We start from the raw sequence: 26357 nt of genomic DNA on the forward strand, positions 1-26357 counted from the left end.
GACACAGATTGCAAATGAACCCAACGGATCTCGTATTTCAGAGCTATGGCCGCTGCTGCCGGAAAGATGAATTCTTCGTCGATTTCTACGACTTCTTCATGTCCAGTTCCGACGCCATCCGCAACCGGTTTGTCGACACCGACATGTCTGCCCAGCGACACCTGCTGCGTAATGGCGTGATGCAAATTATCCTGGTGGCCCGGGGTATGTCAGACCGCAAACTCAAGGATCTGGGCCAGAGCCACAACCGCCATAACTACAACATCCAGCCGGAGTGGTACGGTTTGTGGGAAGAAGCCCTGTTGAAAACGGTGCGAGTACACGATCCGGAATACACACCAGAGCTGAGGGAAGCCTGGCGGGAAGTGCTGAAGCCGGGGATTGATCTGATTCGCGGCGCGTATTGAACCGCGTCACCAACAATAAGGCCCCATGACGGGGCCTTTTGCACGTTTAGCCGAACTCGAAGAACGCCAGCTTGTTGCCGTCCGGGTCCCGCACATAGGCGCCGTAGAACATATCCGGAATTCGTTGCCCAGGCTCGCCATCGCAGGTTGCGCCCAGCTCAATGGCTTTGTGATAAAACTTATCGACAGCTGCTTTGGACCCCGCCGGGATCGCCACCATGTTGCCATTGCCCGGATGGTTGGGCTCACCGTTGAACGGTACGCACACCGCCAACATGGGCTTGGCCATGCTCTCGCCAATGAACGCAATGCGCTCCATATCCAGCAACACCTTGCCGCCCAGATCCCCCAGCAGATCGCTGTAGAATTGCTTGGCCTTGCCCATGTTACTGACACCGATGGTTACGTATCCGATCATGCCTGTTCTCCGTGATTGGTTGAGGTTCAGTATACGTCGCTTTTCGCATTCCAGAGCTCAGGCAATCACAGCAGTGTTTTCGCCGGCGCTTTGTTATGGTTGTTGCTGCATCTCCCTGAATCAAGGACAGCGCCTGATGAAACCCTTTGCTCTGCTGACCACACTACTCCTGTTGCTGGCCGGTTGCACCGGATTGCCCAAAGGCATCGAACCGGTCACCGGCTTCGACCAGGGCCGCTACCTGGCGCAGAAAGATCATCACACTCGCCGGGGGTGAGGGAGGTCTTACGAGGGTGCCGAAGCATTTGTTCTCGTGCACCATTTTGATGGACAGCAGTAGCACCAGTTCGGTGATGTAGTCCGATTATTTGATGCCGTCGTCCCGCAGAACGTCACAGAGATTCCAGAGTTCCTGGACGATGTCGTTGTTGGTCATGGGTGGTCTCAGTGTTGCCGAATTCAGCGGTAAGGCTGTAGCTCGTTGCTATCGTTGGTCATCAGGCTTAGCAGGCGCGGGTTAAGAAAAAGCTTTTCGTTGCCTGCCGTTTTCTCCTGCAGTACGCCAATTTCAACCAGCTGCTTCAGGTAATTGGAAGCGGTCTGCCGTTTGGCAATGTCTTTCTCTACCAGGTGGCTGATGCGGCAATAGGGCTGCTCAAAGATCGTCTGGACCAGCTCGTGGCTGTATATCTTGGGCAGTGCCCGCCTGACATGGTCTTCTGTTTCGGTAATTAGCTTCCGCATGGCGGCGATTTTCGCGCAGGTCCAGGACGATACATGTTCTACACCGTTAAGCATAAAGATGATCCACTCCTGCCAGTCTCCGGTGCGTGTAACTTGTGTCAGTAACCGGTAGTAATCATTCTTGTGCTGAACAATGTAACGGCTCAGGTACAGAATGGGCAGTGTGAGTAGCTGCTGTTCAATCAGGTAAAGCACGTTGACGATACGGCCGGTCCTGCCATTTCCATCGTGGAATGGGTGAATGGCTTCAAACTGGTAATGGCTGATGGCCATCTTGATCAGTGGGTCGGTGCCATCGTCTTCATGCAGATAGTGTTCCCAGTTGGTGAGCAGGTTGCGAATAACCGTCTCGCCAACAGGAGGGGTGTAGATGGTTTCACCGGTCGCCTGATTACCAATAATGGTCCCGGGCACCATACGCACATCCATATCTACGCCCTTCAAAGTGCTGCACACGTCAATGGCTGTACTGGCGCATAGCGGTTTACGCTGAAGATGGACGAAGCCATCGTATAGTGCGGTGCGATATCGGAGCGCTTCTTTGGTAGCCGGGTCGGCACCCTGATCTTCCTGCGAATACTGAAACAGCTTGTCGGTGGTGGTGACAATGTTCTCGATTTCAGAACTGTCTTTGGCTTCCAGCAGTGGCAGGAGGTTTACAAGCAGTGATTGGTTCGGAATCAGTTCACCTGCCTGTTTAAGCTCAGCCAGTGCGGCCCGGGCGGGGATGCAGGCTCTGAGAATATCCAGAGTTTCTGTTGCTTCTTTGGCAGGTGGAAGTGGCGGTAACTGGTTGTATGGCTGATCCGGTCGCCAGGCCATGTTCAAATTCCTTTAAAATTTCGACACAGGTGCGCATTCTGGGCAGTCTATGTTTATGCGGTAAACATAGCAAGTATCTATGTCGAAAAAGTTGACTAAAATCGACATAGTCTGGGTCATTGTCGATATGATAAACCTCGTTCCCGCAGACGCTCTTTTCAGGCACTCCGCTCAGGCCGGGCGCTATTCGAAGTGAATCAAGTGCTCACTGATCTGCTGGACAGAGTCAAGGCTCAGGATGAGGAATGGGGTTTGGACGTCAGCAGAGATGTCTTCCAACGCCAAACCAGCAACCCCGCAGCAAGGTACATGAACAAGCCAAATGCCAACAGGGTGTTAAGACCAGCGGTTGATGATGACGTGAGTGCCAACAAACTCAGCGCCAGGCTCAGGTTTCGAACCACGGTGATCAGGGTTATGGTTCGTCGAAAGCGCCAGTCTGGCTCACGTAATGGTGGCAGCACCAGGATAAGTGTCAGTATCACGCCCGCCAGAAGAGGCTCACCCGGGCCGCTGAGGATGTCTGCACCGTAGCGGGCCGCCAACGAAATCACCAACAGTATCACCGAAAGACTGCCCAGTTTTTCTATCTTGGGTTGCCAGGTTGCGGTGACGTTTGGCAACAGAAAAAGCAGGGCTTTACCGGTTAACAGGGGTAACAGGGTTAGTGCGAACAGAATGAAGCCGAGTGATGCCAATGACCCGTTGCCGAGCGGAACCAAACCGAGTTGGGTGAACGCGCCAATCATTATCAGGCTTGCGATCAGCAATAGGATAAACAGCCGAACGGCGAGCCCGGGCATACCTTGAACAGCACCGACAAACGCACCTGCAGACGTGCCGCCCGCGGCAGCAACGCAAAGTGACAGGGCTGCCAGGGTATTCGTGCCGAATATTCCGTATGCATAGAATACGGCCAGGGCCACCGACGGTAGTGCAATGTTGTAGAGCACGACGGCACGCAACAAGCCAGCAACGGGAATATTAACAGGCGCTGGTGCTCGCATGCCCAGCGCGAGCATGATCACGGCGGTGTTGACCATTGCCCAGTACTCTGACAACGCGCTCATGCGCAGCATCCCTTGACTTGCTTGGCGCCCCGTATGGGTTGTTCAAGGCTCAATAGAATGTTTTTTACGACAAAGGCGGCATCGGCACCAACTCCCCGAAGCGTGGCGGAGGCATGTGATCGCTGCCAGGGCTGGCCCACGAAATAGAGGCCGGAAATGTGGGTGGCGACGCCGCTTTTGTGCCTGCTGGCCGTTGCTCGGTCGAGGCCGTCCAGACCCTCCAGAAACCGGGGTGCGGAATGAAAACCGGTGGCCAGCAACAAGGTATCGAACGGGACGATGTCGTCTTGCCAGCGCAATCCGTGGTTTGTCACCGCATCAAACAGACTCCGCTGGGCCAGCCGCCCGCTGGTAAGTGCCACCCGGTATTCGCCGTTGTCCAGCACCGGCGTTGCCGGTTGCCGGTTGAGCCAACGCCCTATTGGCAGCGTATCGATGCCGCTGCAGGTCATCCACGTATGTATATCAACACCCAATGGTCGCTGGGACAGGAACCTGGGCGGGTTGCGTGATATCAGAGTCACCTTGTGGGTCGCCGACAGTTCATGGGCAATTTGTACGGCTGAGTTCCCTGCTCCGATAACGGCGACCCGATCCCCTTCTATATCAGACGGCGAGTGATAGGCCGAGGAATGCAGGAGCTTGCCCTGGTATTGCTCGAGCCCCGGGAAGTCCGGGATATTGGGCTGGCTGTAGGGGCCGCTGGCGACGATCAATGCCCGGGTTGCCAGGCAATCACCAGTTAAGGTGTGCAGTTTGAAGCCACTGCCCTGCCGTTCAACCCGGGTGACCGAGGTATTGAAACGTATCGGAAACTCGAAATGGCGGGCGTAGCTTTGCAGGTAACTTACCACTTCGTCTCGACTGGGGTATCGTGCCGGGTCACCCGGGAAAGGCAGGCCGGGCAGGCTGGAATACCTGGCCGGTGAGAACAGTTTCAGACTGTTGTAGTAATGGGGCCAGGAGCCGGAGGCGCTCTGGCTGGCCTCGACAATAAGATAATCAAGACCGGTGCGATCAAGGGCATAACCGGCGGCTAGCCCGGCTTGTCCTGCGCCAACCACAATGACGTCATGCATGCTGCTTCTCCTGTTTCAATCCTTTAATTCGGGAAATTACGAAATGTAATGTCAAAAACAATGTCCTATCAACAGCACTGGCCAAGAAATCCGTTCAGTTGGTTAAGCAGATCCTGAATTCGGGCAACGTTTACCCGATACTCAACTTCCTTTCCGACCTTTTCGGCGTTGAGCAAGCCCGCTTCCCGTAATTGCTTCAGGTGTTCAGAGACCGTCGACATACCCAGGTCGGTGCGAGATGCGACGTCGCCCACCGTGAGTACGGGTTGCTCTGCGAACAGCAGCATGATGCGCTGGCGGTTCGGGTTGCTCAGTGCCTGTAAGAACTTCTGTATATCGTTTGAGAGGGTCATACCATTCACTTCGTCTTTTACCGAAATGTATGCCGAGAGAGTGATGTTGTCAATATCTGATAAAGGCGAAAGAGAAATAACGGGCACGAGCTTTTAGGAGGGAAAATGGTCGGCGTGAGAGGATTCGAACCTCCGACCCCTTCGTCCCGAACGAAGTGCGCTACCAAGCTGCGCTACACGCCGATCAACGGCCGGTATTATACGGATTGCCGGCCGTTTTACTACCCCCGTCCCTGGGGAAATTTATCCGTATAACTGCGGAGCGGTTCCTCAGCTGGCCGTTGGCAGCAGGGAGATATCGGCCACTCGCAGGAACAGGTTGCGCAGGCGGTTGAGCAGTGCCAGGCGGTTATCGCGCACGGCTTCGTCGTCTGCCATCACCATCACGTCGTCAAAGAAGGTGTCGACCGGCTCGCGCAGGCTGGCCAGGGAGGTCAGTGCGCTGGCGTAGTCGCCCTGCTCGAACAGCGGCAGTACTTTCTGCGCCTGCTCTTCTACCTTCGCGGCCAGGGTCTTCTCGGCGGCATCCTGCAGCAGTGCGTTATCCACCGTCTCGCCGATGCTGTCTCCACCCTGCTTGGTGAGGATGTTAGACACCCGCTTGTTGGCGCCGGCCAGGGCCAGGGCTTCTGGCAGCTGGCGGAAGGCTTCTACGGCCTTCACCCGGCGGTCGAAGTCCAGCGGGCGGGTTGGGCGGCGGGCGTGTACGGCCAGGTACACTTCGGCGCCGATGCCCTGCTCGTCGTAGTGGGCACGGAAGCGCTCGAGCATGTAGTCCACCACGGTGCTGGCGGTATTCTTCTCGGTCAGCACGGTGAAGTTCTGCTCGGCCCACTCACACACGGTTTGCAGGTCCAGGGGCAGCTGGCGTTCGATGATGATCCGCAGCACACCCAGGGATGCCCGGCGGAGGGCGAACGGGTCACGGGTACCGGAGGGCGGTTGGTTGATGCCGAACAGGCCCACCAGGGAATCAATGCGGTCGGCGATGGCCACGGCGCACCCGGTCAGGGTGGTGGGCAGGTCGTCGCCGGCGAAGCGCGGCATGTACTGCTCGTTCAGGGCCTTGGCCACGTCGGCGTGTTCGCCGTCATTGCTGGCGTAGTACTGGCCCATGATGCCCTGCAGGTCGGTGAATTCCAGTACCATCTCGGTGACCAGGTCGGTTTTGGCCAGCATGGCCGCGCGCTCGGCCAAGGCCGGGTCGCTGTTGATGGCCTCGGCGATCTTCTTCGCCAGCGCAGCCACCCGCACGGATTTGTCGTAAAGGCTGCCGAGTTTGTCCTGGAACACGATGGGCTTGAGGGCCTCGATGCGGTCTTCCAGTTTGGTCTTGCGATCCGTCTCGTAGAAGAACGCGGCGTCGGACAGGCGCGGGCGAATCACTTTCTCGTTTCCGGAGATCACCTGGGCCGGGTCTTTGCTTTCCAGGTTGGCCACGGTGATGAACAGCGGCAGCATGTTGTCGCTGGCCTCCACCACGTGGAAGTATTTCTGGTGCTCCTTCATGGAGGAAATCAGCGCCTCGGCGGGCACGTCCAGGAAGCGCTCCTCGAAGCGGCCCATCAGTGGCACCGGCCATTCGTTCAAGGCGGTGACTTCGTCCAGCAGGTCTTCGTCGATCACGGCTTTGCCGTTGGCTTCTTTCTCTGCCAGTTGGGCAACGCCCTGGCGGATCTGTTCGCGGCGTTCGGCGAAGTCGGCCAGCACGTAGCCTTCCTGCTTCAGTACCACTTCGTAATCGGCCGGGGTCGGTACAATCAGCTCTTTCGGGCAATGGAACCGGTGGCCACGGGTTTTGTTGCCGGGCTTCAGATTCATGACCGGGGTGTCGATCACTTTGTTGCCGAACAGCAGGATCAGCCAGTGTACCGGGCGCACGAATTCGGTTTTGTGGGCGCCCCAGCGCATGCGCTTGGGAATCGGCAGCGCCGCCAGGGATTTCTCCACCAGCTCGGGCATCAGCTCAACGGTTGGCTTGCCCTGCTCCACGGTGCGGTACACCAGCCAGGCGCCTTTGTCGGTTTCCAGGGTGTCGAGCTGGTCCGGGGTGATGCCAAGCGAGGTGGCAAAGCCGGTCAGGGCCCGGGTGGGGTTGCCGGCGTCATCAAAGGCGGCTTTCACCGCCGGGCCACGCTTCTCTACCGGCTTGTCTGGCTGGGCATCGGCCAGGTCGCGAATGCGCACAGCCAGGCGACGAGGGGCGGCAAAGGCTTCGACCTTACCGAAGGCCACGCCCGCCTCTTCCAGGCCTTTGACAATGCCCTGGGTGAAGGCGTCAGACAGCGGTTTGAGGGCTTTCGGAGGCAGTTCTTCGGTGCCCAGTTCGACCAGAAAATCCTGTGTTGCCATGATTATGCGTTCCCCTGTTCCTGCGGTGCCTTGTTGGCTTTCTTGCCCTTCTTGTTGGCCTTGGCGTCAGCAGCCTCGGCGGCGGCCAGCACTTCCTTGCGAAGATGCTCGGGCGCCAGCGGGAAGCCCAGCTTGCGGCGGCTCTCGAAGTAAGCCTGGGCAACGGAGCGTGCCAGGGTGCGTACACGCAGGATGAAACGCTGGCGCTCGGTCACGGAAATGGCGTGGCGGGCGTCCAGCAGGTTAAAGGTGTGAGAGGCCTTGAGTACCTGTTCGTAGGCAGGCAGTGGCAGGCCGGCTTCGATCAGGCGGGCGCTTTCCCGCTCGTACACGTCGAAGCTGTGGAACAGGAACTCGGTGTCGGCGTGTTCGAAGTTGTAGGTGGACTGCTCCACTTCGTTCTGATGGAACACGTCGCCGTAGGTGACCACACCGTCCGGGCCTTTGGTCCACACCAGGTCGTACACGCTGTCCACGCCCTGCAGGTACATGGCGATGCGCTCAAGGCCGTAGGTCAGCTCACCGGTGACCGGGTAGCATTCCAGGCCGCCTACCTGCTGGAAGTAGGTGAACTGGGTCACTTCCATGCCGTTCAGCCAGATTTCCCAGCCCAGGCCCCAGGCGCCGAGCGTGGGGGATTCCCAGTTGTCTTCAACAAAGCGGATGTCATGCACCAGCGGGTCCAGGCCCAGGGCGCGCAGGGAATCCAGGTACAGCTCCTGGATGTTGTCCGGCGACGGTTTCAGAACCACCTGGAACTGATAGTAGTGCTGCAGGCGGTTCGGGTTCTCGCCGTAGCGGCCATCCGTTGGGCGGCGGCTGGGCTGGACGTAGGCGGAGTTCCAGGTTTCCGGGCCGATGGAACGCAGGAAGGTGGCCGGGTGAAAAGTACCGGCGCCCACTTCCATGTCCAGGGGCTGGAGAACCACGCAGCCGTGCTGCGCCCAGAAATTCTGCAGTGCCAGGATCAGACCCTGAAAGGTCTTGATATCCGGCGCGGAGTTGTTGGTTGCCTTGTCTGTCACGACGTTTGCCTGCTGGTCAGTCTGTGTGTGGCGCCCCGGTTTGCGGGGCACTCCGAAATTTGAAAACGCGCATTATACGCTGGCTGGCGTTGCATTTCTAAGTGCCAGCCAGGGTGTTGTTTTGCTTGAGATCAATCAGAAGAAGGTGAGGCCCACCTGGAACAGCTTTTCCACGTCCCGGATACGGGTTTTGTCCACCAGGAACAGGATCACGTGGTCATCGGGCTGCACTCGAATATGGTCGTGGGCAATCAGTACCTCGTTGTGGCGAACGATGGCGCCGATGGTGGTGCCTGGTGGCAGATTGATTTCGTCCAGGCGCTTGCCGACCACCTTGGATGACCGGTGATCACCATGGGCGATGGCCTCAATGGCTTCCGCAGCGCCCCGGCGCAGCGAGTGAACGTTCACCACATCGCCCCGGCGCACGTGGGTGAGCAGGCTGCCGATGGTGGTCTGCTGGGGCGAGATGGCGACATCGATATCACCGCCCTGGATCAGGTCGACGTAGTCCGGGTTGTTGATCAGGGTCAGTACCTTGCGGGCACCCAGTCGCTTGGCGAGCAGGGATGCCATGATGTTGGCTTCGTCGTCGTTGGTGACGGCGCAGAACACATCGGTGTTTTCGATGTTCTCTTCCAGCAGGATGTCCTTGTCGGCGGCGTTGCCTTCCAGCACCACGGTTTTGCGTAAACGTTCGGACAACATCACGCAGCGGTCATGGTCACGCTCAAGAATCTTCACCTGGTAGCGGCTTTCCAGGGTATTGGCCAGCCGGTAACCAATGTTGCCGCCACCGCAGATAAAGATGCGTTTGTAGGGCTTGGACAGGGGTTGAAGCTCGCTCATCACCGAGCGAATGTGATCGGAGGCGGCAATAAAGAACACCTCGTCGCCGTCTTCGATGACGGTGTCGCCCTGGGGCATGATGGCCCGGTCTTTACGGAAAATCGCGGCCACCCGGGTATCGATCTTGGGCATGTGGGTGCGCAGGTAGGACAACTCATGGCCGACCAGTGGCCCGCCTTTGGTCGCCCGTATAGCCACCAGCCTGACCAGGCCCTTGGAGAACTCGAGCACCTGCAGGGTGCCCGGGTACTCGATCAGCCGGGTAATATGTTTGGTGACCAGGTGTTCGGGGCTGATCAGTACGTCGATGGGAAAGCCCCGGAGGCTGTCCAGGTCTTTGTCCATGTCACGACGGTAGAACAGCTCGGATTTGGCCAGATAGGCGTTTGCCCGCACCCGGCAGATGGTGGTGGGTGTCTTGTACAACAGCTTGGACACCTGGCAGGCCACCATATTGGTCTCGTCGCTGTTGGTTACGGCGATCACCATGTCGGCGTCTTCGGCGCCGGCCTGGCGCAGTACCGTGGGGTAGGAGGCGCGGCCGTGCATGGTGCGAATGTCCAGCCGGTCCTGAAGCTCACGAAGGCGGGCGCTGTCGCTGTCAATCACCGTGATGTCGTTGGCTTCATTGGCGAGGTTTTCCGCCAGGGTGCCGCCTACCTGGCCCGCACCGAGTATCAGGATTTTCATAGTTCAGGTTTCTCCAGCACGGCATAGAAAAAGCCGTCATGGCTGTCCGGGTCTGGCAGTAACTGGCGCCCGGTGTTCATGTCCTGACCCCAGTCGGCATCAATCTCTATAAGCCGGGCCTGGTCCTGCTGTTTCAGGAACCGCTGGATTATACGGTGGTTTTCCTGAGGAAACACCGAACAGGTAGCGTACACCAGCCTGCCACCGGGTTTCAGGATAGACCACATGGCGTCCAGCAGGCCAAGCTGGATGCTGGCCAACGGTACGATGTCGGATTCGCGGCGCAGCAGCTTGATGTCCGGGTGCCGGCGGATCACGCCGGTGGCGCTGCAGGGTACGTCCAGCAGGATGCGGTCAAACGGGTTGCCATCCCACCAGCTGTCGATATCGGCGGCGTCGGCCTGTGTCAGGGTGGCGTGCAGGTCGAGCCGGTCCAGGTTCTCCTGCACCCGGGGCAGGCGCTCGGCGGATTCGTCGATGGCAATCACTTCGTCCAGTTCGCCACAGGCCTCCAGAATGGCGCAGGTTTTGCCGCCGGGAGCTGCGCAGGCGTCCAGTACACGCTGGCCTGGTTGCAGGTCCAGCAGAGTGGTGCACAGTTGCGCGGCTTCGTCCTGAACGCTGGCGCCGCCGTCTTCAAACCAGGGCAGACGTTCTACCGGCACCGGGCGATCCAGTTGGATGCCGTGGGGGGCGAAACGGGTGGGATTCGCCTCAATACCGACTTCTGCCAGCAGCTCCAGGTACTCATCGCGGGTAAAGCGCAGGGCGTTGACCCGCAACGTCATGGGAGCCTGCTGGTTATTGGCATCGAGAATGGCTTGCCAGTCTTCCGGCCAGTTGTGGCGCAGCTTTTCCACCATCCACACCGGGTGGCTATAGCGGCTGCTGTCGTCGTTTGGTTCCGGTGCCCCTTCCCTTTCCGCAGCCCGCAACACGCCGTTGACCAGGCCGGTGAGGTGGGGTTTATCCAGAGCCCGGCAGGCTTCCACGGTTTCGTTCAACACGGCATAGGTGGCCTGTTCACTGAACCGCAGCTGGAACAGGGCCACCAGCATCAGGTGGTGAACAACCCGGTCCGGTTTGCGCAGGGGCTTTTTCAGGCGCTGGTTCAGCTCACCCTCAAGCCGGTGAAACCAGCGGCAGGTGCCGTAGCAGATCGCTTGTAGCTGCGGCCGTTGGTCCGGGGGTAACTGGTTCAGGGCTGGCGGCAGGCATTGGGTCAACGACTGGCCGCTTTCCACTGCCAGCAACACATTGGCAGCGACGGCACGGAATGGCAGGGGCTGGTAAGCCATGGTCAGTTCAGCTCCTGGCCGGGCAGCAGCACCTGCTTGCCGCCGTTGATCAGGTCGCTGATGCTCTGGGCTTTGCTGCCGGGTAACTGCACCGACGTAATCTTCAGGGTACCGGTGCCGCAGGCGACGTCAACGCCTTCTCTCTCGCGACTGATCACGGTGCCTGGCTCCTTGTCACAGCTCTGCTCCAGAGCGGTTGCCTGATGAAGGCGGATGCGTTGCTCGCCGAGATCGGTAAAGGTGCCGGGCCAGGGGTTAAAGGCACGAATCAAGCGTTCGATCTCGATGGCGCTGCGGGACCAGTCGATGTGGCCTTCTTCCTTGGACAGTTTGTGGGCGTAGTTGGCGTCGGCATCGTTCTGTGGCTCAGGAGCCAGTTCGCTGTTTGCCAGTTGCACCAGGGCTTCCACAATCGCTTTGCCGCCCATGTCCGCCAGGCGGTCATGCAGGCTGCCGCCGGTGTCGTCGGCGTGGATCGGCGTGGTGACTTTCAACAGCATATCGCCTGTATCCAGGCCTTCGTCCATCTGCATGATGGTGATGCCGGTTTCGGCGTCGCCGGCGGCAATGGCCCGCTGGATCGGGGCGGCACCTCGCCAGCGCGGCAGCAGGGAAGCGTGGATGTTCAGGCAGCCGTGGGTCGGTATGTCCAGCACGGCTTTGGGCAGAATCAGGCCGTAGGCGGCCACAATCATCACATCCGGTTTCAGGGCCGCCAGTTCCTGCTGGGCGTCTTCCGGTTTCAGGCTGACCGGTTGGAACACAGGAATGCCGGCGTCCAGGGCGACCTGTTTGACCGGGCTGGGCATCAGTTTGCGGCCCCGGCCGGCGGGGCGGTCTGGCTGGCTGTAGACGCCCACCAGGTTATAGCCGGCTTCCAGAAGGGCTTTCAGGGCAGTGGCGGCAAAATCCGGCGTTCCGGCAAAAACAATGCGCACGGTGGTTGCTTCTCTGTGTCGTTGATACGAAAAAACCGGGTCGTAACCCGGTCTGAATTCGGTTCTGTGCTGTTGGCGCCTCAGGCGCTTTGCTTGTGGAGCTTTTCCAGCTTCTTGCGAATGCGGTTACGCTTGAGCGAGCTGAGGTAATCCACGAACAGCTTGCCGTTCAGGTGGTCCATTTCATGCTGGATGCACACCGCCAGCAGGCCGGTAGCCTCAAGCACAAATTCTTCACCGTTACGGTCTTTGGCGGTAATCCGGCAGTGCTCGATGCGCTTTACGTCTTCATAGAAACCGGGTACCGACAGGCAGCCTTCCTGCATGGCTTCCAGCTCGCCATCCAGTACTTCCACTTTCGGGTTGATGAACACCCGGGGCTCGCTCTTGTCCTCCGACAGGTCCATGACGATGATCTGTTTGTGCACGTTGACCTGAGTAGCCGCCAGGCCAATGCCGGGGGCATCGTACATGGTCTCGAACATGTCGTCGATCAGCTTGCGGATGTCGTCGGTCACCTCGTCCACCGGCTTGGCGATGGTGCGAAGGCGCGGGTCCGGGTACTCAAGAATCTCTAAAATCATAATGCTTTGGCTTCTCTGAAATGCGACGGCGGTCTGCGCAAATTTTCTCCACGAATCTATGATGGGGAGAACGTAATGGCTCTATTATCCGATAAATTGTCGATTGAGTACAAACTGATCAGTTAATAGTTAAAATCTTTCAGGCAGTCTGAAGAATTTACTGGAAGAACAAAAGATAACATCACAAATACCCGAACATCTTCTATAGTAACGGGAATAACAACGTAATAAGCTGCGGGGATACCGCTGCGACGTTACCCAACGCAAAGATTCAAGGCACGCGATCAAGGATATAGACAATGAGGAAATTGTTGTACGCTCTGGCAGCGACGGCGCTGCTGTTTACCTCCTGGGCCCAGGCACAACCCGAGCTCAGGTCTGATCATCCTGAGCGTTACACTGTCGTCAAAGGGGACACCCTCTGGGACATTTCAGCGCGATTCCTGAACAACCCCTGGTACTGGCCGGAAATCTGGCACGTTAATCCGCAGGTTGCCAACCCCCACCTGATTTACCCGGGTGATCGCCTGGCGCTGGTGTACATCGATGGCAAGCCCCGTATTACCAAGGTGTCTACCAGCGATGTCGTCAAACTGTCACCGCAAATCCGTTCCGAAGCGATCGATACCCCGATTCCAGCCATCCCGCTGGATGCTATCAGCAGCTTCCTGACCGACACCCGCATTGTCTCTCCGGCTGAAATCAACGGCGCACCTTACGTGCTGGAAGGCGAAGATGGTCGCATCATCACCGGTGCCGGTGACCGGGTTTATGCCCGTGGCCAGAAGCCGGCTGACCGGGTTGGCGTTTTCCGTCGCAGCAAGGAATTTGTGGATCCTGAAACCGGTGAATTCCTGGGGCTGGAAGCGCGCAGCATCGCCAAGGGTAACATTACCGCGGAAAACGGTGATGTACTGACCATGACCCTGACCCGTTCCAGTGAGGAGGTGCGCATCGGTGACCGCCTGCTGGTCAACGAAGACCGCCGCCTGACCACCAACTTCGTGCCCAGCTCTCCGGACGAGGAAATTGAGGGCCGGATGATTTCCGTGGATGGTGGTGTTAACCAGATCGGTCAGTACAACGTGGTGGCCATCAACCGCGGCGAACGTGAGGGCTTGATGCCGGGCCACGTGCTGGCAGTCATGAAGAGCGGTAACCTGGTCCGTGACCCGGTCACCGGTGAAACCATCGAGCTGCCGTCCGAGCGGGCTGGCCTGCTGATGGTGTTCCAGTCTTACGAGAAGATGAGCTATGGCCTGATTCTTCAGGCGACTCGCCCGCTGGCGGTGGGTGATCGGGTCAAGAACCCCTGATCACCCCTGCATGGGCTTGTCTGTAATGAGGTAGAATGGCCGGGCCGGAGCGCCCGGCCATTGTCGTTTTCAAGGATGAAAAAAGATGTCTGTACGTAACTGCCTGGATTCGGCCAGCGACCGCTGGCTCCTGTTGTCTCTACTGCCCCGGTTTGGCCTTCGCCTGCGTGAGCGGGTACTCGCCAACACCGACCAGCTGACTGATATCCTCGAAATGAACGCCGCCACCCTGAAAGCCCTGGGGTTGGCCACCGATGCCATCGATGCGGTGATGGCCTGGCAGGCTGACGATGCCGGCCACCCAGTGTTGGTGGAGGCAGACCGGATACGCTCGGCCTGCCGGGCGTCCGGAATTTTCCTGATGGGGTATGGTGAAGCCGGATATCCGGATGCACTCAGGCATATTCATAACGCCCCGTTGTTGCTGTACGGTCGGGGTGATCCCGACTTACTACACAAGGACCAGCTTGGCGTTGTCGGCAGTCGCAATGCCACCCGGGCTGGCCTGGAGCACGCCCGGCAGTTTGCCGCTGAACTGAGCCGGCGCGGGCTTCTGATCACCAGTGGCCTTGCCCTGGGGATTGACGGTGCCGCCCATGCCGGCGCCCTGGATGCCGGTTTTCCGACCATTGCCGTGGTGGGCTGCGGTCTCGACAGGTTGTATCCCGCACAACACCGAAAGCTGGCGGGGCGCATCATTGAGCAGGGGCTTATTGTCTCGGAATACCCGCCCGGAACACAGGCAAGGGCCGCCCACTTTCCGCAACGGAACCGGATTATCAGTGGCCTGAGCCGTGGCGTGCTGGTGGTTGAGGCCAGCCTGCGCAGTGGCTCGCTGATCACCGCGAGAACCGCGCTGGAACAGGGGCGCGAGGTGTTCGCCATTCCCGGCTCGGTGCACAGTCCGGTGGCCCGAGGCTGTCACCAGTTGATCAAACAGGGCGCACGGCTGGTGGAGACCGCCGATGACGTTCTGGAGGAACTGGGCACCTGGTGGTCGATGCAGCCCGCATCGGAATGTGATCAAACCGGACCGGCCGAGCAGGATCTGTCCGGGTTGGACAGTCGGGAAATCGCGGTACTCGAGGCTTTGGGGTATGATCCACAATCTACCGATGCACTGAGCCAGGCCACGGGTCTGCCAGCGGATCAGCTGATGCAGTCTTTGTTGCTGCTGGAGCTGGAAGGGTTGGCTAATTCCGCTCCCGGTGGTTATCTCCGGGCGGGCTGACGGTGCATTATTTGGGTTCGACCAACCGGATAGTACAATTTCGTTATGTCAGCGACGTCTCCCCTGCATTCATGGCAGCTCCATTGTGCCCGCCGCACCGTTCTGGCCGGCGGCGTTATTGCCTATCCCACCGAGGCCGTCTGGGGGCTGGGATGTGATCCCTGGAACCGCGAGGCGGTTGAGCGCATCCTCGAATTAAAGCAGCGCCCGATGCACAAGGGCATGATTCTGGTGGCTGCGTCTATTGATCAGGTGCGCTTTCTGCTGGACCCTTTGCCCCGGGTGCTGCAATGGGAAGCCGAGCAGCACTGGCCAGGTCCGATTACCTGCCTGGTACCGGATGTGCTCGAGCAGGTGCCGGACTGGGTGCGCGGCAGCCACAGCTCCATTGCGGTTCGTGTCAGTGACCATCCGGTAGTTCGGGCCCTTTGCAATGCCACGGGCATGCCGCTGGTGTCCACGTCCTGCAACCCCGCTGGCCGGGCGCCGGCCCGCAGCATCTGGCAGGTACGCCGTTACTTCGGTGATGAGCTGGACCGTATTGTGCCCGGAGCACTGGGTGGAAACCGCAAGCCCAGCCGAATCATCGATATTGTCACCGGAAAACAGTTTCGCTAGGAGAGTGCATGTCACAGCAGCCGGATACCCAAGCCGTCAAAGACTATCTAATTGGGCTTCAGGAACGCATCTGTCAGCGGCTTGAGGCGGTCGATGGCGGGGCAACGTTTATCCGTGACAGCTGGCAGCGACCGGAAGGCGGCGGCGGTATCAGCCGGGTGATCAGCGATGGCAAGGTGATCGAGAAGGGGGGTGTGAATTTCTCCCACGTGATGGGCGACACCATGCCGGCTTCCGCCACCGCGCATAGGCCCCATCTGGCCGGTGCACCCTGGCAGGCCATGGGCGTGTCACTGGTGATTCATCCGGAAAACCCCTACGTGCCGACCTCGCACGCCAATGTGAGATTCTTCATCGCCACGCCAAAAGATGCCGAGCCGGTGTACTGGTTTGGCGGTGGCTATGACCTGACGCCCTACTACGGCAACGAGGAAGACTGCGTGCACTGGCACCAGACCGCCCGCAACGCCTGTGCCCCGTTTGGTGATGACGTTTACCCCCGGTTCAAGCAATGGTGTGACGACTATTTTTATCTGAAACACCGACAGGAGCCCCGGGGTGTGGGTGGATTGTTCTTTGACGATCTCAATACCGGTGATTTTGCCCGGGACTTTGCCTTTATGCAGGCGGTAGGCGACAGTTACATAGAAGCCTACGAGCCGATTGTGCGGCGCCGGATGGCCCAGCCCTGGGGCGAGCGGGAACGGGAATTCCAACTCTACCGCCGCGGTCGGTATGTGGAGTTCAACCTCGTATATGACCGGGGCACCCTGTTTGGCCTGCAGTCTGGTGGTCGCACGGAGTCCATTCTGATGTCACTGCCGCCGCTGGTGCGCTGGGATTATGACCGGCAGCCGGAGCCCGGCAGCGAAGAAGCCAGGCTGACAGACTACTTCCTGACGGGCCATAACTGGCTGGAGGGCGCCAATGACCAATGAACTCTACGCGGTGGTGGGTAACCCCATCAGCCATAGCAAGTCGCCCAGGATTCACAGCCTGTTTGCCTGCCAGACTGGCGAACCGGTGGAGTACACCGCCATTCAGGCTCCGATTGATGAGTTTTCCGGCACCGTGCGGCATTTTTTTGAGCGGGGCGGCAAGGGCCTGAATGTAACGGTGCCCTTCAAGGAGCAGGCCTGGACCCTGGCGGACCACCGGACGCCTCGGGCAGAGAAAGCCGGTGCCGCCAATACCCTTTACCTGGATCAAGAAAACGAGCTGGTGGCCGATAACACAGATGGCGTCGGTATTGTCCGTGATCTGCAGAACAATCACGGAGTGGCACTGAAAGGCTTGAAGGTACTGGTGCTTGGTGCTGGCGGTGCCGCTCGGGGTGTCATTGGCCCGATACTGGCCGAGCAGCCGGCAGCGCTCACCATTGCCAACCGAACGGTGGCCAAGGCGGAAGCGCTGGTCAGGCTGTTTGCGAAAGATGCCGGCGCAACGGTATTGAGCGCCAGTGGTTTCGAGGCACCGGATCAACCGTTTGACCTGATCATCAATGGCACCAGCGCCAGCCTGCAGGGAGACTTGCCCCCGGTGTCTGCAAATGTGATCGGGCCGGCTACGGTGGTGTACGACATGATGTATTCTCTGCAGACCACCACCTTCAATCAGTGGGCCCTGGATAACGGTGCCCGTCGGGTGCATGACGGCCTGGGAATGCTGGTGGAACAGGCCGCAGAATCGTTTTTTGTGTGGCGGGGTGTGCGTCCGGAAACCGCGCCGGTGATTGAAGAATTGCGAACCGATTGAGGCCGCGGGTTCCGGCCGTTTCATAAGGGTTGTTCATGGACATTCTCACGCTTGTCGGATTGCTTGCCGGAATCCTGATTGTTGTCCTGGCGATGCTGGCCAACGCCACGGTCATCACCTTCCTGAATCTGCCCGGACTGGCGATTGTTCTGGGTGGCACCTTCGCAGTGACACTGATCAAGTTCCGAATGCCCTCGGTAGTCAGCGCCTTCCGGTTGGCTTTTCGTTCGGCTTTTACTGACCGGTTGCCCCGTCCGGCGGAACTGATCCGGGAAGTGGGTGTACTGGCTCGGGTGGTTCGCAAAGAGGGCATCCTGGGCCTGGAAAACCACGAAACCGACGATGAATTTCTGCAAAAAGCCATCAACCTGTGTGTAGATGGCCACCCGCCGGAACTGGTAGAAGAGGCTCTGCTACAGGAAACCCAGCAAACCGCAGAGCGCTATGAAGTGGCTGAGCGAGTGTTTCGGGGTATTGGTGAATCCGCGCCGGCCATCGGTATGCTGGGTACGCTGGTGGGGCTGGTGCAGATGCTGAACACTCTGGATGACCCTTCGTCCATTGGCCCGGCCATGGCCATTGCCCTGCTGACCACACTCTACGGCGCCTTTATTGCCCAGCTCATTGCCTTGCCCCTGGCCGATAAACTGCAACTCAAGGCGGAAGACGATTCCCGCAACCAGATGCTCATTATCACATCCATCAAGAGCATCATGCGTGGCGAGAACCCCCGGGTTATGACGGAGCTGCTGTCGTCTTACGTAACACCAGAGCACCGGACCAACCTGGAACCGGAGCGGGAGGCCTGAGGTTTGCAACCGGCGCGGCCACTGAAAAAAAACGCACTCAAAAAGCGTACGCCCGACTGGATTGTCACCTTCGCGGATCTGGCAACCCTGTTGCTGACGTTTTTTATCCTGCTGTTGTCGTTCGCCGAGATGGATATCGAGAAGTACCGGGCCATGGCGAACTCCATGTCCCTGGCGTTTGGCTCCAGCAATGTGGTGGCCGAGGACATCGGCGGTACACCTCTGACCCTGATTGAAGCCGATACCGTATCGCTGCCGGAGCCTTCTGAAAACCTGCAGGATCAGCCGGAGTTCATTGACGAGCGAACCGAGCGCTCGGAAACCCGACAGATTCCCGGTGGTGTCCTGGACTTGGCCAGCCGGTTGATCCAGGAGCTGGAAACCGAAGTTGCCTCCGATACCTTGCACATCAATTACGATGAAGACCAGGTGGTTATCCGTTTCTCCGAAGAAGCCACCTTTCGTTCTGGCGATGCCGCCATCATGCCGGGTATGATTCCGATCATCGAACGGGTGGTTACCGTGCTGTCGGCCTGTACCGGGGATGTGGTGGTGTCTGGCCACACCGACGATGTGCCCATATCCAGCAGCGTGTATCGCTCAAACTGGGATTTGTCTGCTGCCCGGGCGGTATCTGTCGTCCACGAACTGGTGCTGAACCGCCAGGTACCGGCTGAGCGGGTTGTGGCGGCCGGCCGTGCCGAAACCCGGCCGTTGGTGGCCAATGATAGCGCGGAGAACCGGGCGGTGAACCGGCGGGTTGAAATATCGGTTCGTAATCCCGAGTGTGACGATGCCGTGCCCACCCGCGACTTGCCTGTGGAAATCATCCCCTGAACGCTTATAGCCTGAGTGCAGATTCTCATAGTGCATTCATATAAGTGATGCAGATTCAAAGCCTTATACTGTGCCGCTCAAACCTTGGCAGATAACGGGAGTTTTCAGCATGAGCGGACCAGATAAACCGAAGGTTATTGGAGAAGAGTGGAGTGACGAGCGGGTTAAAAGCTTTCTCGATCTGTCACCCTGGGACAAGAACCTGAACCCGGATCATTTCGTGCTGATTCGCGCCTATGAGTCCATGCGGGCAGGTGATTTCGAACGGTTTTTGGCGTTCTTTGTGGAAGCCGGACGCGATCTAAACGCCGAAGATGAGCACGGCCAGACCATCTTGGACCGGGTGTCACAGCACCGTCGCAGCAGCGACTACGCCCGGGCTCTGGAAAAAGCCGGCGCAAAACAAAAGGCAACGGCCGGGAACTGAGCCCCGGCCCGAACATCGCCTTACTGCACTTCTACTTCGATGGCTTTGGGCTCTTTGGGTTCGGCCTTTTGGATGCTCAAAGTCAGCAGGCCGTCCTTGAAGTTGGCTTTCACACTGTTCTCGTCCACATTGTCCGGCAACGTGAACCGGCGCAGGAAGCTACCGTAGACCCGCTCGATGCGGTGGTGCTTCTTGTCACTGGTCTCTTCCTCGTGCTTGCGCTCGCCCTGAATGGTGAGCACGCCATCGTGCACTGTCACCCTCACATCGTCCTTGTTCATGCCGGGTAATTCGGCTTCTACAGTGAAGGCTTCGGCCGTTTCCTTGATATCCACAGCCGGAGCCCAGTCGCTGCGACTGAACAGGTCTTTACCTTCCCGTTCGCCATTGGTGCGTGCGAGCCCGAACACCCGGTTGTAGCGGTTCATCATGTCTTCGAATTCGCCGATCGGATTCCAGCGGGTCAGATTGCTCATAGGGAACTCCTCCTTTAACGATGTCGAACCTGAGATTTTCATCAGCTTCGCTCGCGGAACAGCTCCATACCGGTGGCGCCAGCCGGATGGACTCCGTGAACTTCTGCTATTCACGAATATAGGATCGCCCGGTTTGTTTTCAAGCACCCCTCTGTTTACTTTTTGACCTGCATCAAGGGCCTTGAGGGTTCGCCAAACTGCGCGAGCAGAAATGCCCGAAATCGGCTCATGGGGGCGCCATCGGTGTGCTCATCCGGCAGGGTACCTGGCCGGAATCCTGGCAGGTCTCCGTTCAGAAAAGGGTTTACCAGTGTCGGGTTGCGGCTGATCACATGGATGATCACATCTCTGCTGGCATCGTCTCCAGTGATGAGTGGCGCCGGCTGGTGATCACCCAGTATGAACAGCAGTGACCCGTCAGTGAGATAGCGAGCCGCGTAGTCTCCGGCAACGGCCAGGGCGTAATCGATGGCCTGAATATAATGTTCCCGAACCCGCTCCGGATCCCGCCAGAGCGAGGCGGGCGCCTCGCCAGCGCCTTCCCATTGCTGGAAAATCTGGCCATCTCCAATGCTGTCCCAATCGTCCAGCACTGGCAGTATCGGCACCCAGGGAGCGTGGCTGCTGATCAGTGCCAGCTCCGCGAACACTGGGGACGGCGTTGCCTGTCTAAGCTGTTCGAACCGGTGCCAGGTGAACTGATCGGGCATGGTGACCCAGTTGAACGCTGGCCCCTGGTAACCGAGCGCGTCTTGATCATAAATGCGGTGGTAGCCAAATAGCTGACCTTCCGGCCATTCCCGGGTGATGGCGGGCATCACCGCCATGGTCTGATGCCCGGTCACCCGGAAATCATCGATCAACGTGGCGTAGTTGCTGCTCAGCAGCGCTTCATAGGCAATCTGGGTGTTGATCCACTGCCCACTGAGCACCGAGAGATGGCCGAGCCAGGATTGCCCGCCCTGGATGGGTGCTTTCAGGCGGCCGGTGGCGACGGTCAGGCCGGCACTATCCAGCTGTTCGGCCAAGGTGGCCAGCCTGGGGCCCAATACCGGCCGGTAACGTTCATCGGTAAGCCCGGAGATGCCGTAGGATTCCACGAAGGCCAATACCACATCGGTATTGGCCAGGCCCGGCAGTGCGCGCGGTTGCCGGCTGGCGGTTGGTTGTTGTTCCAGGCCGGCACGAAAAGCCGAGGTGGCCTGATGCGTGTGTTTGATCAACGATCCCTGATTGGCGACGAAGGCCAGGGCCGGGCTCCCTACCCAAGGGGTCAGTATGGCCAGCGTGAGCAATGCCGTGGCGCTGAGCCCCAGGGCCCGCCCCCGTAACGGCAGCGTTCGGGCGAGGTGCAGTCCGAGCCGGCGAAACACCCAGGCCACGAGGGCCGCCGTCAGGATCAGCGCGACCAAAACCAGTACGGCCCCCGGGATACCCAGGTTGGTGCGGAGCAGATGCCAGGCGGCATCCAGCAAGCTCACTTCCAGATACAGATTCAGGCCCCGCCCCAGGCTCTGACGGACCAGCGCATCGGCCGCAATCAGCCAGACCATCAGGGCGTAAATGCCTGAAAACAGCATCGCCAGTCGGTCACGTTGGTTGGGTAGTTGGTGTAACAGCCACCAGATAATCAGGGCTTCCAGCGCCAGCCAGGGCGCCGGGCCCGGAAGTGCCAGGGCGGGTAGCAGCAACAGCCCGTTAAGCAATACAAAGGCGGCCAGCATCAAAGCGATCGGGCCTCTGGCGGTGGTGGCGCGTACTGGTACAGCCAGGTTTCAGTCAGTGCCTGGGAGCCTATTCTCAGGTAAAGGCGCAGGTCTATCGGGCTGGTGTCATCATCCGGAATTAGATCAAACATGGCGCGGAAGCCGTTGATGGCGTGCAGCGGCCTGGCCGATACCAGTTCTACTTTGCCCCGGCTGGCACTCACGACTGCCTCGACCCCGGCATGACGGTCCATCATTGAAAGGCTCCCGCCGGTAAAGTCCACCGCAAAGCGCCGGGAAAAGTAGGTTCGGGGCTGGCCAATAACACCTCCAATACCGGTGCGCGTGGCGACCACCGCGCCAAGCTCCGGATTTTGATCCGGCATGGTTTCGCCCCAGGTGAGCCGGTACCCGATGGGATAGGCTTCTCCGGGCCGCCAGGACTCCTTCGGATTCCAGAAGGCCACGATGTTGTCAAAGGTTTCATCGAGCGTCGGGATCTCCACCAGCATCACGGCGCCCTCGCCCCAGTTACCTCGGGGGGTTACCCAAAGACTGGGCCGCAATTCGTAAAACACACCGTCATCCTGGTAGTTGCTGAAATCCCGATCCCGTTGAAGCAGGCCAAAGCCTCGGGGTTGGTTATCGATAAAATGGCTAACCGTCACCTGCTCCGGATTGGTCAGCGGGCGCCAGATGCGCTCGCCGTTGCCGGTCCAGATGGCCAGGCCGTCGGAATCGTGAATTTCCGGGCGCCAGTCATTAGCCATGCGCCGATCATTCTCACCGGTCTGGTACATGCTGGTGAGCGGCGCGAGCCCGAAGCGTGTCAGCTCCCTGCGGGGGTACAGGGTGGCTTCCACGTCCATGGTCAGGTTGGCACCGGGATGAATCACAAACCGGTAGGCGCCGGCCACACTCGGCGAATCCAGCAGGGCATGGACCGTCAGTGACAGGTCGCCTGCGCCGGGGCGCTCCAGCCAGAAGGTGGTGAAGCGAGGAAACTCCTCTGGCTGCGGCAGCCCGGTATTGATCGCCAGGCCCCGGGCAGACAAGCCGTATTGGCGGGACTCGCCTACTGCCCGGAAATAGCTAGCTCCCAGGAATGCGGCGATGTCCCGGTTGAAGTCTTGATGGAAATGCACCCGGAATCCGGCGTAGCCCAGGCTATCCGGTAATTCACCGAGGTTGTTATTGTCGCCGTAGTCGAAACTCTCGCTTTGATACGGCAGCTCGTGGGCTAAGCCATCGACCACTTCAAAGAAATGCACGGGCTCCTGGAAGTAGAGGCCCAAATGAAAGAACTGGAGCTGAAAGGCGCTGTCTCGTTCCCGCCAAAGTGCCTGTTCTGGCCGGTAGCGTATACCTTGGTACTGGTCCCAATTGAGGGATTGCAGGCTTGGCGGCAGGGGGCTCTGGGGGGCGCGATAAGGTTGGGCCGCCAATATCCGGGCGTGTTCCCGGAGCCAACGGGCACTAAAAACCTGCCCGGCGGAGCCGGCAACGCTGGCCAGTGCTCGCCCGGTGCCGGACAGGGCAAGGGGGGCACCAGCGGCCAGTGCCAGTCCGAATTTCAGGAGGCGACGCCGATCCATGGGGAGTGCTCCGGTTGGTTTCTGTGGGTGTGAGTAGCGGTTTGTATCGGGCTCAGGTTCAGGCTCAGTCGGGCAAGTGCCCTACCCCAAGGTGAGTCGGGCTCAGACTGCCAAGCCTTGAGATGCAGAGATTGCATGGCTTCAGGGTGGTCGCAGAGCAGGCTGATCTGGCTGCTGGTGAGTGCGCCGGGGCCTTGTGCTGCACACTGGTTAACCAGGGCATTCAACACCCGTTGCTTGCTCCCCCCGGAGGGGCCGGGTTGGCGTTGCCGCCAACAGTGGTAACGGGGAGATAGCACTGTCTGTTCGAACCAGCTCAGTGATGGCAGGCGATTGTTCTGCGGGTGGTCCATCGAAGCGCGAGCGATGACTGGCACAGGGGATGCCTGTTCGGGAATGACCATTTGTTGGCCGGTGCGCTTGCCCGCTAGCCACACCGTGAGTAACGGCGCAATCAGCACCGGAATCGTGACCGGCAGGGCCCAGAGCGTCAGGTTCGGGCTGAACCACTGGATCAAAATCAGTACGCCGGCGCACACCAGTGCGGGCCGGGCAAAGTGCTGAAGCGCTTCCTCCAGCCCACCGGCACCGGTTCGATTCTGCCCCTGCCAACGCAAGCTGCTATTCACGACTGCACCGGCGACATGGCCGCTATGGGCGATCATTCGGATGGGTGCCAGTATCAGTGATATCAGGGTTTCAATGACCGTGCTGGCTGCCATCCGCCACCGGCCACCAAACAGCCTCTCGCGCCGGGCAAGGCACTGGTCTACCAGTGCCAGAATCCGCGGGCCCAGCAGCGTTGTTACGGTGAGCCCGATCAGGCAGGCGCCAGCCAGGTTCCAGCCTGTGGACGACACCCCGATCAGCCCGGGCAACGGTTGGCTAACCGGTGTTCCCGCCATGGCGAGGTAGCCAGACAAGGCAAGAAACGCCAACCACAGGGGTGAGGCCAGATAAGCCAGAATGCCGGTGAGTAGCGCCAGGCGGTGGGCAAAACGCAGCTTGGTCATCGTGAGCAAGGGGACCAGGTGCTGCAGGTTGCCCCGGCACCAGCGACGGTCGCGAATCAGGTCGTCTCCGAGGGTGGGCGGTGATTCCTCATAGCTGCCGGCGATGGCCGGTTCCAGCCACACCTCGAAACCGGCGCGGCCCATAAGCGCAGATTCGAGATAGTCGTGACTCAATATCGGGCCACGAAAAAGCCCCCAACCCCGTAACTTTCGCAAACCGCAGTGGGCCATGAACGGTGCTACCCGGATAATGGCATTGTGGCCCCAGTAATTGGCATCACCCAGTTGAACGGCTGCCAGGCCGGCACTGTGGATTCGGCCATAGCACCGATTGGCGAACTGTTGCAGCCGGGCAAAGCGGGTATCCGCCCGTACCAGCCTGGGTGCGGTCTGGATAATGCCGGCCCGGGGACGCTGTTCCATCAACTGAACGAGTTTTTCAATCGCTGAGGCTGTGAGCAGGCTGTCGGCGTCCAGCACCACCATGTAACGGTATCGGGCACCCCATCGTCGGAGGAAATCGGCGATGTTGCCGCTTTTGAAGTTCAGGTTCACTCGCCGGCGGCGGTAAAAAAGCCGGTTGCCGGCAGCCATACCGGCGCTCAATTCAGCGCAGGTTGCCTGTTCCTCAAGCCAGACTTCCGGGTCCTGACTGTCGGATAACACATAGACATCAAGTTGGTTGTGCCAGCCCTTGTCTTCAAGCTCTTGATACACAGCCTGAAGATTACCGAGGGAACGTTGCACCGGTTCGTGACAGACTGGCATCACCAACGCCAGCCGGCCTTTGAACGGCCCGGCGCCCGCACACCCTGAGAACCGGCGGCTGAGGCTGTGGGGATCGCCCCCGCGCCTGAGCATTGCAAAGCCGAACACCGCGGTCCAGAACCCGAGGCCTATCCAGGTAAACAGAATGGAAAACAGAACAACCAACAGTACCGCGGGCCACCCCTGTTGGGTCATGGACAGGCTATGGGAAAGCAGCCAAACGCCGAAAGTTGTCTGCCCCAGCACCAGCAGTGCGAGCAAAGCGCGCCGCTTGTAGGCGACAGTCTGCCAACGGTGTTCAGTCACCCTGGTACCCGATCCGGCTGCGGGTAAGTTTCGGCGGGGTAGCCTGGCGTTTGTCAGTGTCTGTCGAAAGAGAACGCTGAATGGCAGGCAGAACATGGCTCAGCTTTGCATTGCCTGCCCCGTAACAGTACCGGTCAACCACGTGTTGCAGGCGGGACAGAGCAACGGGGCAGGCGTCGTGCCGTACGGCACGAAGATAAAGCAATGCACGTTGATGGGTGGTGTCTGTCAGATCCACGGTTGTCTCCCGGCTTGTAACGGCTCGGAAACATACGGAAGCGTCCCGGTATTCAGACCACTTTATGACGCGTCATTAAGATACTGGTCTTTGAGCTTCACGTAGTTGGCTGCGGTGTATTTGAAAAACGTGCGCTCCTTGTCTGACAGTGCCCGGGCCTGCTTACACGGCGAGCCCACGTACAGGTATCCCGACTCCAGCCGCTTGCCCGGCGGCACCAGGGTGCCAGCCCCGATAATCACTTCGTCTTCCACGATGGCGCCGTCCATCACCGTGCACCCCATGCCCACCAGCACCCGGCTGCCAATGGTGCAGCCATGCAAAAGGGCTTTATGGCCAACGGTCACGTCATCACCAATGATTAACGGCCAGCCGCCAGGGTTGAAGTCGCTGGCATGGGTGATGTGCAGAACGGAGCCATCCTGAATGCTGCAGCGGTCGCCGATGCGGATTTTGTGCATGTCACCGCGGATGACGGTCATGGGCCAGACCGAGCAGTCTTCGCCCATGACCACATCACCGATGACCACGGCGTTCTCATCTACCCAGGTCCGTTCACCAAATTGTGGTGTGATACCCTTGTGAGTTCGTACATTTGCCATTACATATACCTTTTGACTGGCCTCGAATTGA

General features: G+C 59.3%; 27 protein-coding genes, 1 tRNA gene and 1 pseudogene. 10 read left to right on the forward strand and 19 right to left on the reverse strand.

Annotation, left to right across the window (positions count from 1 at the left end; translation table 11 throughout):
• Positions 1-14: 14 nt before the first annotated feature.
• Positions 15-407, forward strand: coding sequence for a globin domain-containing protein (locus ACNSOI_RS00095; protein WP_420194867.1), 393 nt, complete (start codon positions 15-17; stop codon positions 405-407).
• Between the two features lie 46 nt (positions 408-453).
• Here the strand turns inward: ACNSOI_RS00095 and ACNSOI_RS00100 are convergent, their stop codons facing one another.
• Positions 454-825, reverse strand: coding sequence for a VOC family protein (locus tag ACNSOI_RS00100; RefSeq protein ID WP_286252788.1), 372 nt, complete (start codon positions 823-825; stop codon positions 454-456).
• Between the two features lie 136 nt (positions 826-961).
• On the opposite strand from ACNSOI_RS00100, the gene ACNSOI_RS00105 reads away from it, so the two are divergent.
• Entirely contained in the window at positions 962-1102 is a 141-nt protein-coding gene (locus tag ACNSOI_RS00105) for a hypothetical protein (protein WP_420195738.1), read from the forward strand.
• Here the strand turns inward: ACNSOI_RS00105 and ACNSOI_RS00110 are convergent.
• The 12 genes and pseudogenes from ACNSOI_RS00110 to def all read right to left on the reverse strand — a co-directional run.
• Positions 1097-1261: pseudogene (locus ACNSOI_RS00110) on the reverse strand (SAM-dependent methyltransferase); the annotation flags it as partial. The gene ACNSOI_RS00105 and the pseudogene ACNSOI_RS00110 sit on opposite strands and share 6 nt — an antisense overlap.
• A 23-nt stretch (positions 1262-1284) precedes the next feature.
• Positions 1285-2391 carry a protein adenylyltransferase Fic gene (fic, locus tag ACNSOI_RS00115; RefSeq protein WP_420194868.1) on the reverse strand — a complete coding sequence of 369 codons (1107 nt, stop codon included), beginning with the start codon at positions 2389-2391 and terminating at the stop codon, positions 1285-1287.
• A 233-nt stretch (positions 2392-2624) separates the two neighbouring features.
• Positions 2625-3461, reverse strand: a complete 837-nt coding sequence (locus ACNSOI_RS00120) for a hypothetical protein (protein ID WP_420194869.1) — start codon at positions 3459-3461, stop codon at positions 2625-2627.
• Complete coding sequence (locus ACNSOI_RS00125; protein WP_420194870.1) at positions 3458-4540, reverse strand: flavin-containing monooxygenase; 1083 nt, start codon at positions 4538-4540, stop codon at positions 3458-3460. The genes ACNSOI_RS00120 and ACNSOI_RS00125 overlap by 4 nt, the downstream gene beginning before the upstream one ends.
• A 68-nt stretch (positions 4541-4608) precedes the next feature.
• Complete coding sequence (locus ACNSOI_RS00130) at positions 4609-4893, reverse strand: ArsR/SmtB family transcription factor (protein WP_061331402.1); 285 nt, start codon at positions 4891-4893, stop codon at positions 4609-4611.
• A gap of 106 nt (positions 4894-4999) precedes the next feature.
• Positions 5000-5076: transfer RNA gene (locus ACNSOI_RS00135), tRNA-Pro, on the reverse strand.
• 87 nt (positions 5077-5163) lie between these two features.
• Positions 5164-7245 (reverse strand): glycine--tRNA ligase subunit beta, encoded by a 2082-nt coding sequence (glyS, locus tag ACNSOI_RS00140; protein WP_420194871.1) that lies wholly within the window; start codon positions 7243-7245, stop codon positions 5164-5166.
• Positions 7246-7247: 2 nt separating this feature from the next.
• Positions 7248-8270: a glycine--tRNA ligase subunit alpha gene (gene glyQ, locus ACNSOI_RS00145; protein ID WP_058091829.1), complete on the reverse strand. Its 1023-nt coding sequence runs from the start codon at positions 8268-8270 to the stop codon at positions 7248-7250.
• A 135-nt stretch (positions 8271-8405) separates the two neighbouring features.
• Complete coding sequence (gene trkA / locus ACNSOI_RS00150; RefSeq protein ID WP_061331400.1) at positions 8406-9809, reverse strand: Trk system potassium transporter TrkA; 1404 nt, start codon at positions 9807-9809, stop codon at positions 8406-8408.
• Positions 9806-11107, reverse strand: coding sequence for a 16S rRNA (cytosine(967)-C(5))-methyltransferase RsmB (gene rsmB, locus ACNSOI_RS00155; RefSeq protein WP_420194872.1), 1302 nt, complete (start codon positions 11105-11107; stop codon positions 9806-9808). Before rsmB ends, trkA begins: the two co-directional genes overlap by 4 nt.
• A gap of 2 nt (positions 11108-11109) precedes the next feature.
• Positions 11110-12045, reverse strand: a complete 936-nt coding sequence (fmt, locus tag ACNSOI_RS00160) for a methionyl-tRNA formyltransferase (protein ID WP_420194873.1) — start codon at positions 12043-12045, stop codon at positions 11110-11112.
• 80 nt (positions 12046-12125) lie between these two features.
• Positions 12126-12632, reverse strand: coding sequence for a peptide deformylase (gene def, locus ACNSOI_RS00165; protein WP_082780516.1), 507 nt, complete (start codon positions 12630-12632; stop codon positions 12126-12128).
• 296 nt (positions 12633-12928) lie between these two features.
• Here def and ACNSOI_RS00170 point away from each other — a divergent pair, with 296 nt between their 5' ends.
• The 8 genes from ACNSOI_RS00170 to ACNSOI_RS00205 all read left to right on the forward strand — a co-directional run bounded on the left by ACNSOI_RS00170 (position 12929) and on the right by ACNSOI_RS00205 (position 19622).
• On the forward strand, positions 12929-13945 hold the full coding sequence (locus ACNSOI_RS00170) for a LysM peptidoglycan-binding domain-containing protein (RefSeq protein WP_061331396.1): 1017 nt from the start codon (positions 12929-12931) through the stop codon (positions 13943-13945).
• Positions 13946-14030: 85 nt separating this feature from the next.
• Positions 14031-15176: a DNA-processing protein DprA gene (dprA, locus tag ACNSOI_RS00175; protein ID WP_286252806.1), complete on the forward strand. Its 1146-nt coding sequence runs from the start codon at positions 14031-14033 to the stop codon at positions 15174-15176.
• A gap of 45 nt (positions 15177-15221) precedes the next feature.
• A complete protein-coding gene (locus ACNSOI_RS00180; RefSeq protein ID WP_286252807.1) occupies positions 15222-15794 on the forward strand; it encodes an L-threonylcarbamoyladenylate synthase in 573 nt (190 codons plus the stop codon).
• A gap of 8 nt (positions 15795-15802) precedes the next feature.
• Positions 15803-16732 (forward strand): oxygen-dependent coproporphyrinogen oxidase, encoded by a 930-nt coding sequence (hemF, locus tag ACNSOI_RS00185; protein ID WP_286252810.1) that lies wholly within the window; start codon positions 15803-15805, stop codon positions 16730-16732.
• Positions 16722-17549 carry a shikimate dehydrogenase gene (aroE, locus tag ACNSOI_RS00190; RefSeq protein WP_106694567.1) on the forward strand — a complete coding sequence of 276 codons (828 nt, stop codon included), beginning with the start codon at positions 16722-16724 and terminating at the stop codon, positions 17547-17549. The genes hemF and aroE overlap by 11 nt, the downstream gene beginning before the upstream one ends.
• Positions 17550-17584: 35 nt before the next feature.
• Positions 17585-18358: a motility protein A gene (locus ACNSOI_RS00195; RefSeq protein ID WP_061331392.1), complete on the forward strand. Its 774-nt coding sequence runs from the start codon at positions 17585-17587 to the stop codon at positions 18356-18358.
• Positions 18359-18361: 3 nt separating this feature from the next.
• Positions 18362-19195: a flagellar motor protein MotB gene (locus ACNSOI_RS00200; RefSeq protein ID WP_058091840.1), complete on the forward strand. Its 834-nt coding sequence runs from the start codon at positions 18362-18364 to the stop codon at positions 19193-19195.
• A gap of 109 nt (positions 19196-19304) precedes the next feature.
• Complete coding sequence (locus tag ACNSOI_RS00205; protein WP_058091841.1) at positions 19305-19622, forward strand: PA4642 family protein; 318 nt, start codon at positions 19305-19307, stop codon at positions 19620-19622.
• 20 nt (positions 19623-19642) lie between these two features.
• Here the strand turns inward: ACNSOI_RS00205 and ACNSOI_RS00210 are convergent, their stop codons facing one another.
• The 6 genes from ACNSOI_RS00210 to ACNSOI_RS00235 all read right to left on the reverse strand — a co-directional run bounded on the left by ACNSOI_RS00210 (position 19643) and on the right by ACNSOI_RS00235 (position 26326).
• On the reverse strand, positions 19643-20098 hold the full coding sequence (locus ACNSOI_RS00210) for an Hsp20/alpha crystallin family protein (RefSeq protein WP_286252819.1): 456 nt from the start codon (positions 20096-20098) through the stop codon (positions 19643-19645).
• Between the two features lie 155 nt (positions 20099-20253).
• Positions 20254-21822 (reverse strand): sulfatase, encoded by a 1569-nt coding sequence (locus ACNSOI_RS00215; protein ID WP_138437375.1) that lies wholly within the window; start codon positions 21820-21822, stop codon positions 20254-20256.
• A complete protein-coding gene (locus ACNSOI_RS00220; RefSeq protein ID WP_420194874.1) occupies positions 21822-23399 on the reverse strand; it encodes a glucan biosynthesis protein in 1578 nt (525 codons plus the stop codon). Before ACNSOI_RS00220 ends, ACNSOI_RS00215 begins: the two co-directional genes overlap by 1 nt.
• Complete coding sequence (gene mdoH / locus ACNSOI_RS00225) at positions 23378-25486, reverse strand: glucans biosynthesis glucosyltransferase MdoH (RefSeq protein ID WP_420194875.1); 2109 nt, start codon at positions 25484-25486, stop codon at positions 23378-23380. Before mdoH ends, ACNSOI_RS00220 begins: the two co-directional genes overlap by 22 nt.
• The gene (locus ACNSOI_RS00230; protein WP_420194876.1) at positions 25479-25724 is read right to left on the reverse strand and encodes a hypothetical protein; all 246 of its coding nucleotides are present in this window, start codon (positions 25722-25724) and stop codon (positions 25479-25481) included. Before ACNSOI_RS00230 ends, mdoH begins: the two co-directional genes overlap by 8 nt.
• A 62-nt stretch (positions 25725-25786) precedes the next feature.
• Positions 25787-26326, reverse strand: a complete 540-nt coding sequence (locus tag ACNSOI_RS00235; RefSeq protein ID WP_138437372.1) for a gamma carbonic anhydrase family protein — start codon at positions 26324-26326, stop codon at positions 25787-25789.
• Between the last annotated feature and the right edge of the window lie 31 nt (positions 26327-26357).

This window comes from Marinobacter sp. GH_1 (assembly GCF_048595985.1).
Lineage (GTDB): Bacteria > Pseudomonadota > Gammaproteobacteria > Pseudomonadales > Oleiphilaceae > Marinobacter > Marinobacter shengliensis.

Excerpts from the sequence above, each read along its gene's own strand:
- fic (WP_420194868.1), bottom strand. The coding sequence starts at position 2,391 with ATGGCCTGGCGACCGGATCAGCCATACAACCAGTTACCGCCACTTCCA.
- ACNSOI_RS00215 (WP_138437375.1), bottom strand. The coding sequence starts at position 21,822 with ATGCTGGCCGCCTTTGTATTGCTTAACGGGCTGTTGCTGCTACCCGCC.
- ACNSOI_RS00100 (WP_286252788.1), bottom strand. The coding sequence starts at position 825 with ATGATCGGATACGTAACCATCGGTGTCAGTAACATGGGCAAGGCCAAG.
- ACNSOI_RS00120 (WP_420194869.1), bottom strand. The coding sequence starts at position 3,461 with ATGAGCGCGTTGTCAGAGTACTGGGCAATGGTCAACACCGCCGTGATC.
- ACNSOI_RS00170 (WP_061331396.1), top strand. The coding sequence starts at position 12,929 with ATGAGGAAATTGTTGTACGCTCTGGCAGCGACGGCGCTGCTGTTTACC.
- ACNSOI_RS00220 (WP_420194874.1), bottom strand. The coding sequence starts at position 23,399 with ATGGATCGGCGTCGCCTCCTGAAATTCGGACTGGCACTGGCCGCTGGT.
- ACNSOI_RS00235 (WP_138437372.1), bottom strand. The coding sequence starts at position 26,326 with ATGGCAAATGTACGAACTCACAAGGGTATCACACCACAATTTGGTGAA.
- ACNSOI_RS00130 (WP_061331402.1), bottom strand. The coding sequence starts at position 4,893 with ATGACCCTCTCAAACGATATACAGAAGTTCTTACAGGCACTGAGCAAC.
- glyS (WP_420194871.1), bottom strand. The coding sequence starts at position 7,245 with ATGGCAACACAGGATTTTCTGGTCGAACTGGGCACCGAAGAACTGCCT.
- ACNSOI_RS00210 (WP_286252819.1), bottom strand. The coding sequence starts at position 20,098 with ATGAGCAATCTGACCCGCTGGAATCCGATCGGCGAATTCGAAGACATG.
- ACNSOI_RS00105 (WP_420195738.1), top strand. The coding sequence starts at position 962 with ATGAAACCCTTTGCTCTGCTGACCACACTACTCCTGTTGCTGGCCGGT.
- trkA (WP_061331400.1), bottom strand. The coding sequence starts at position 9,809 with ATGAAAATCCTGATACTCGGTGCGGGCCAGGTAGGCGGCACCCTGGCG.
- hemF (WP_286252810.1), top strand. The coding sequence starts at position 15,803 with ATGTCACAGCAGCCGGATACCCAAGCCGTCAAAGACTATCTAATTGGG.
- aroE (WP_106694567.1), top strand. The coding sequence starts at position 16,722 with ATGACCAATGAACTCTACGCGGTGGTGGGTAACCCCATCAGCCATAGC.
- ACNSOI_RS00205 (WP_058091841.1), top strand. The coding sequence starts at position 19,305 with ATGAGCGGACCAGATAAACCGAAGGTTATTGGAGAAGAGTGGAGTGAC.
- ACNSOI_RS00195 (WP_061331392.1), top strand. The coding sequence starts at position 17,585 with ATGGACATTCTCACGCTTGTCGGATTGCTTGCCGGAATCCTGATTGTT.
- ACNSOI_RS00125 (WP_420194870.1), bottom strand. The coding sequence starts at position 4,540 with ATGCATGACGTCATTGTGGTTGGCGCAGGACAAGCCGGGCTAGCCGCC.
- ACNSOI_RS00180 (WP_286252807.1), top strand. The coding sequence starts at position 15,222 with ATGTCAGCGACGTCTCCCCTGCATTCATGGCAGCTCCATTGTGCCCGC.
- ACNSOI_RS00095 (WP_420194867.1), top strand. The coding sequence starts at position 15 with ATGAACCCAACGGATCTCGTATTTCAGAGCTATGGCCGCTGCTGCCGG.
- dprA (WP_286252806.1), top strand. The coding sequence starts at position 14,031 with ATGTCTGTACGTAACTGCCTGGATTCGGCCAGCGACCGCTGGCTCCTG.
- rsmB (WP_420194872.1), bottom strand. The coding sequence starts at position 11,107 with ATGGCTTACCAGCCCCTGCCATTCCGTGCCGTCGCTGCCAATGTGTTG.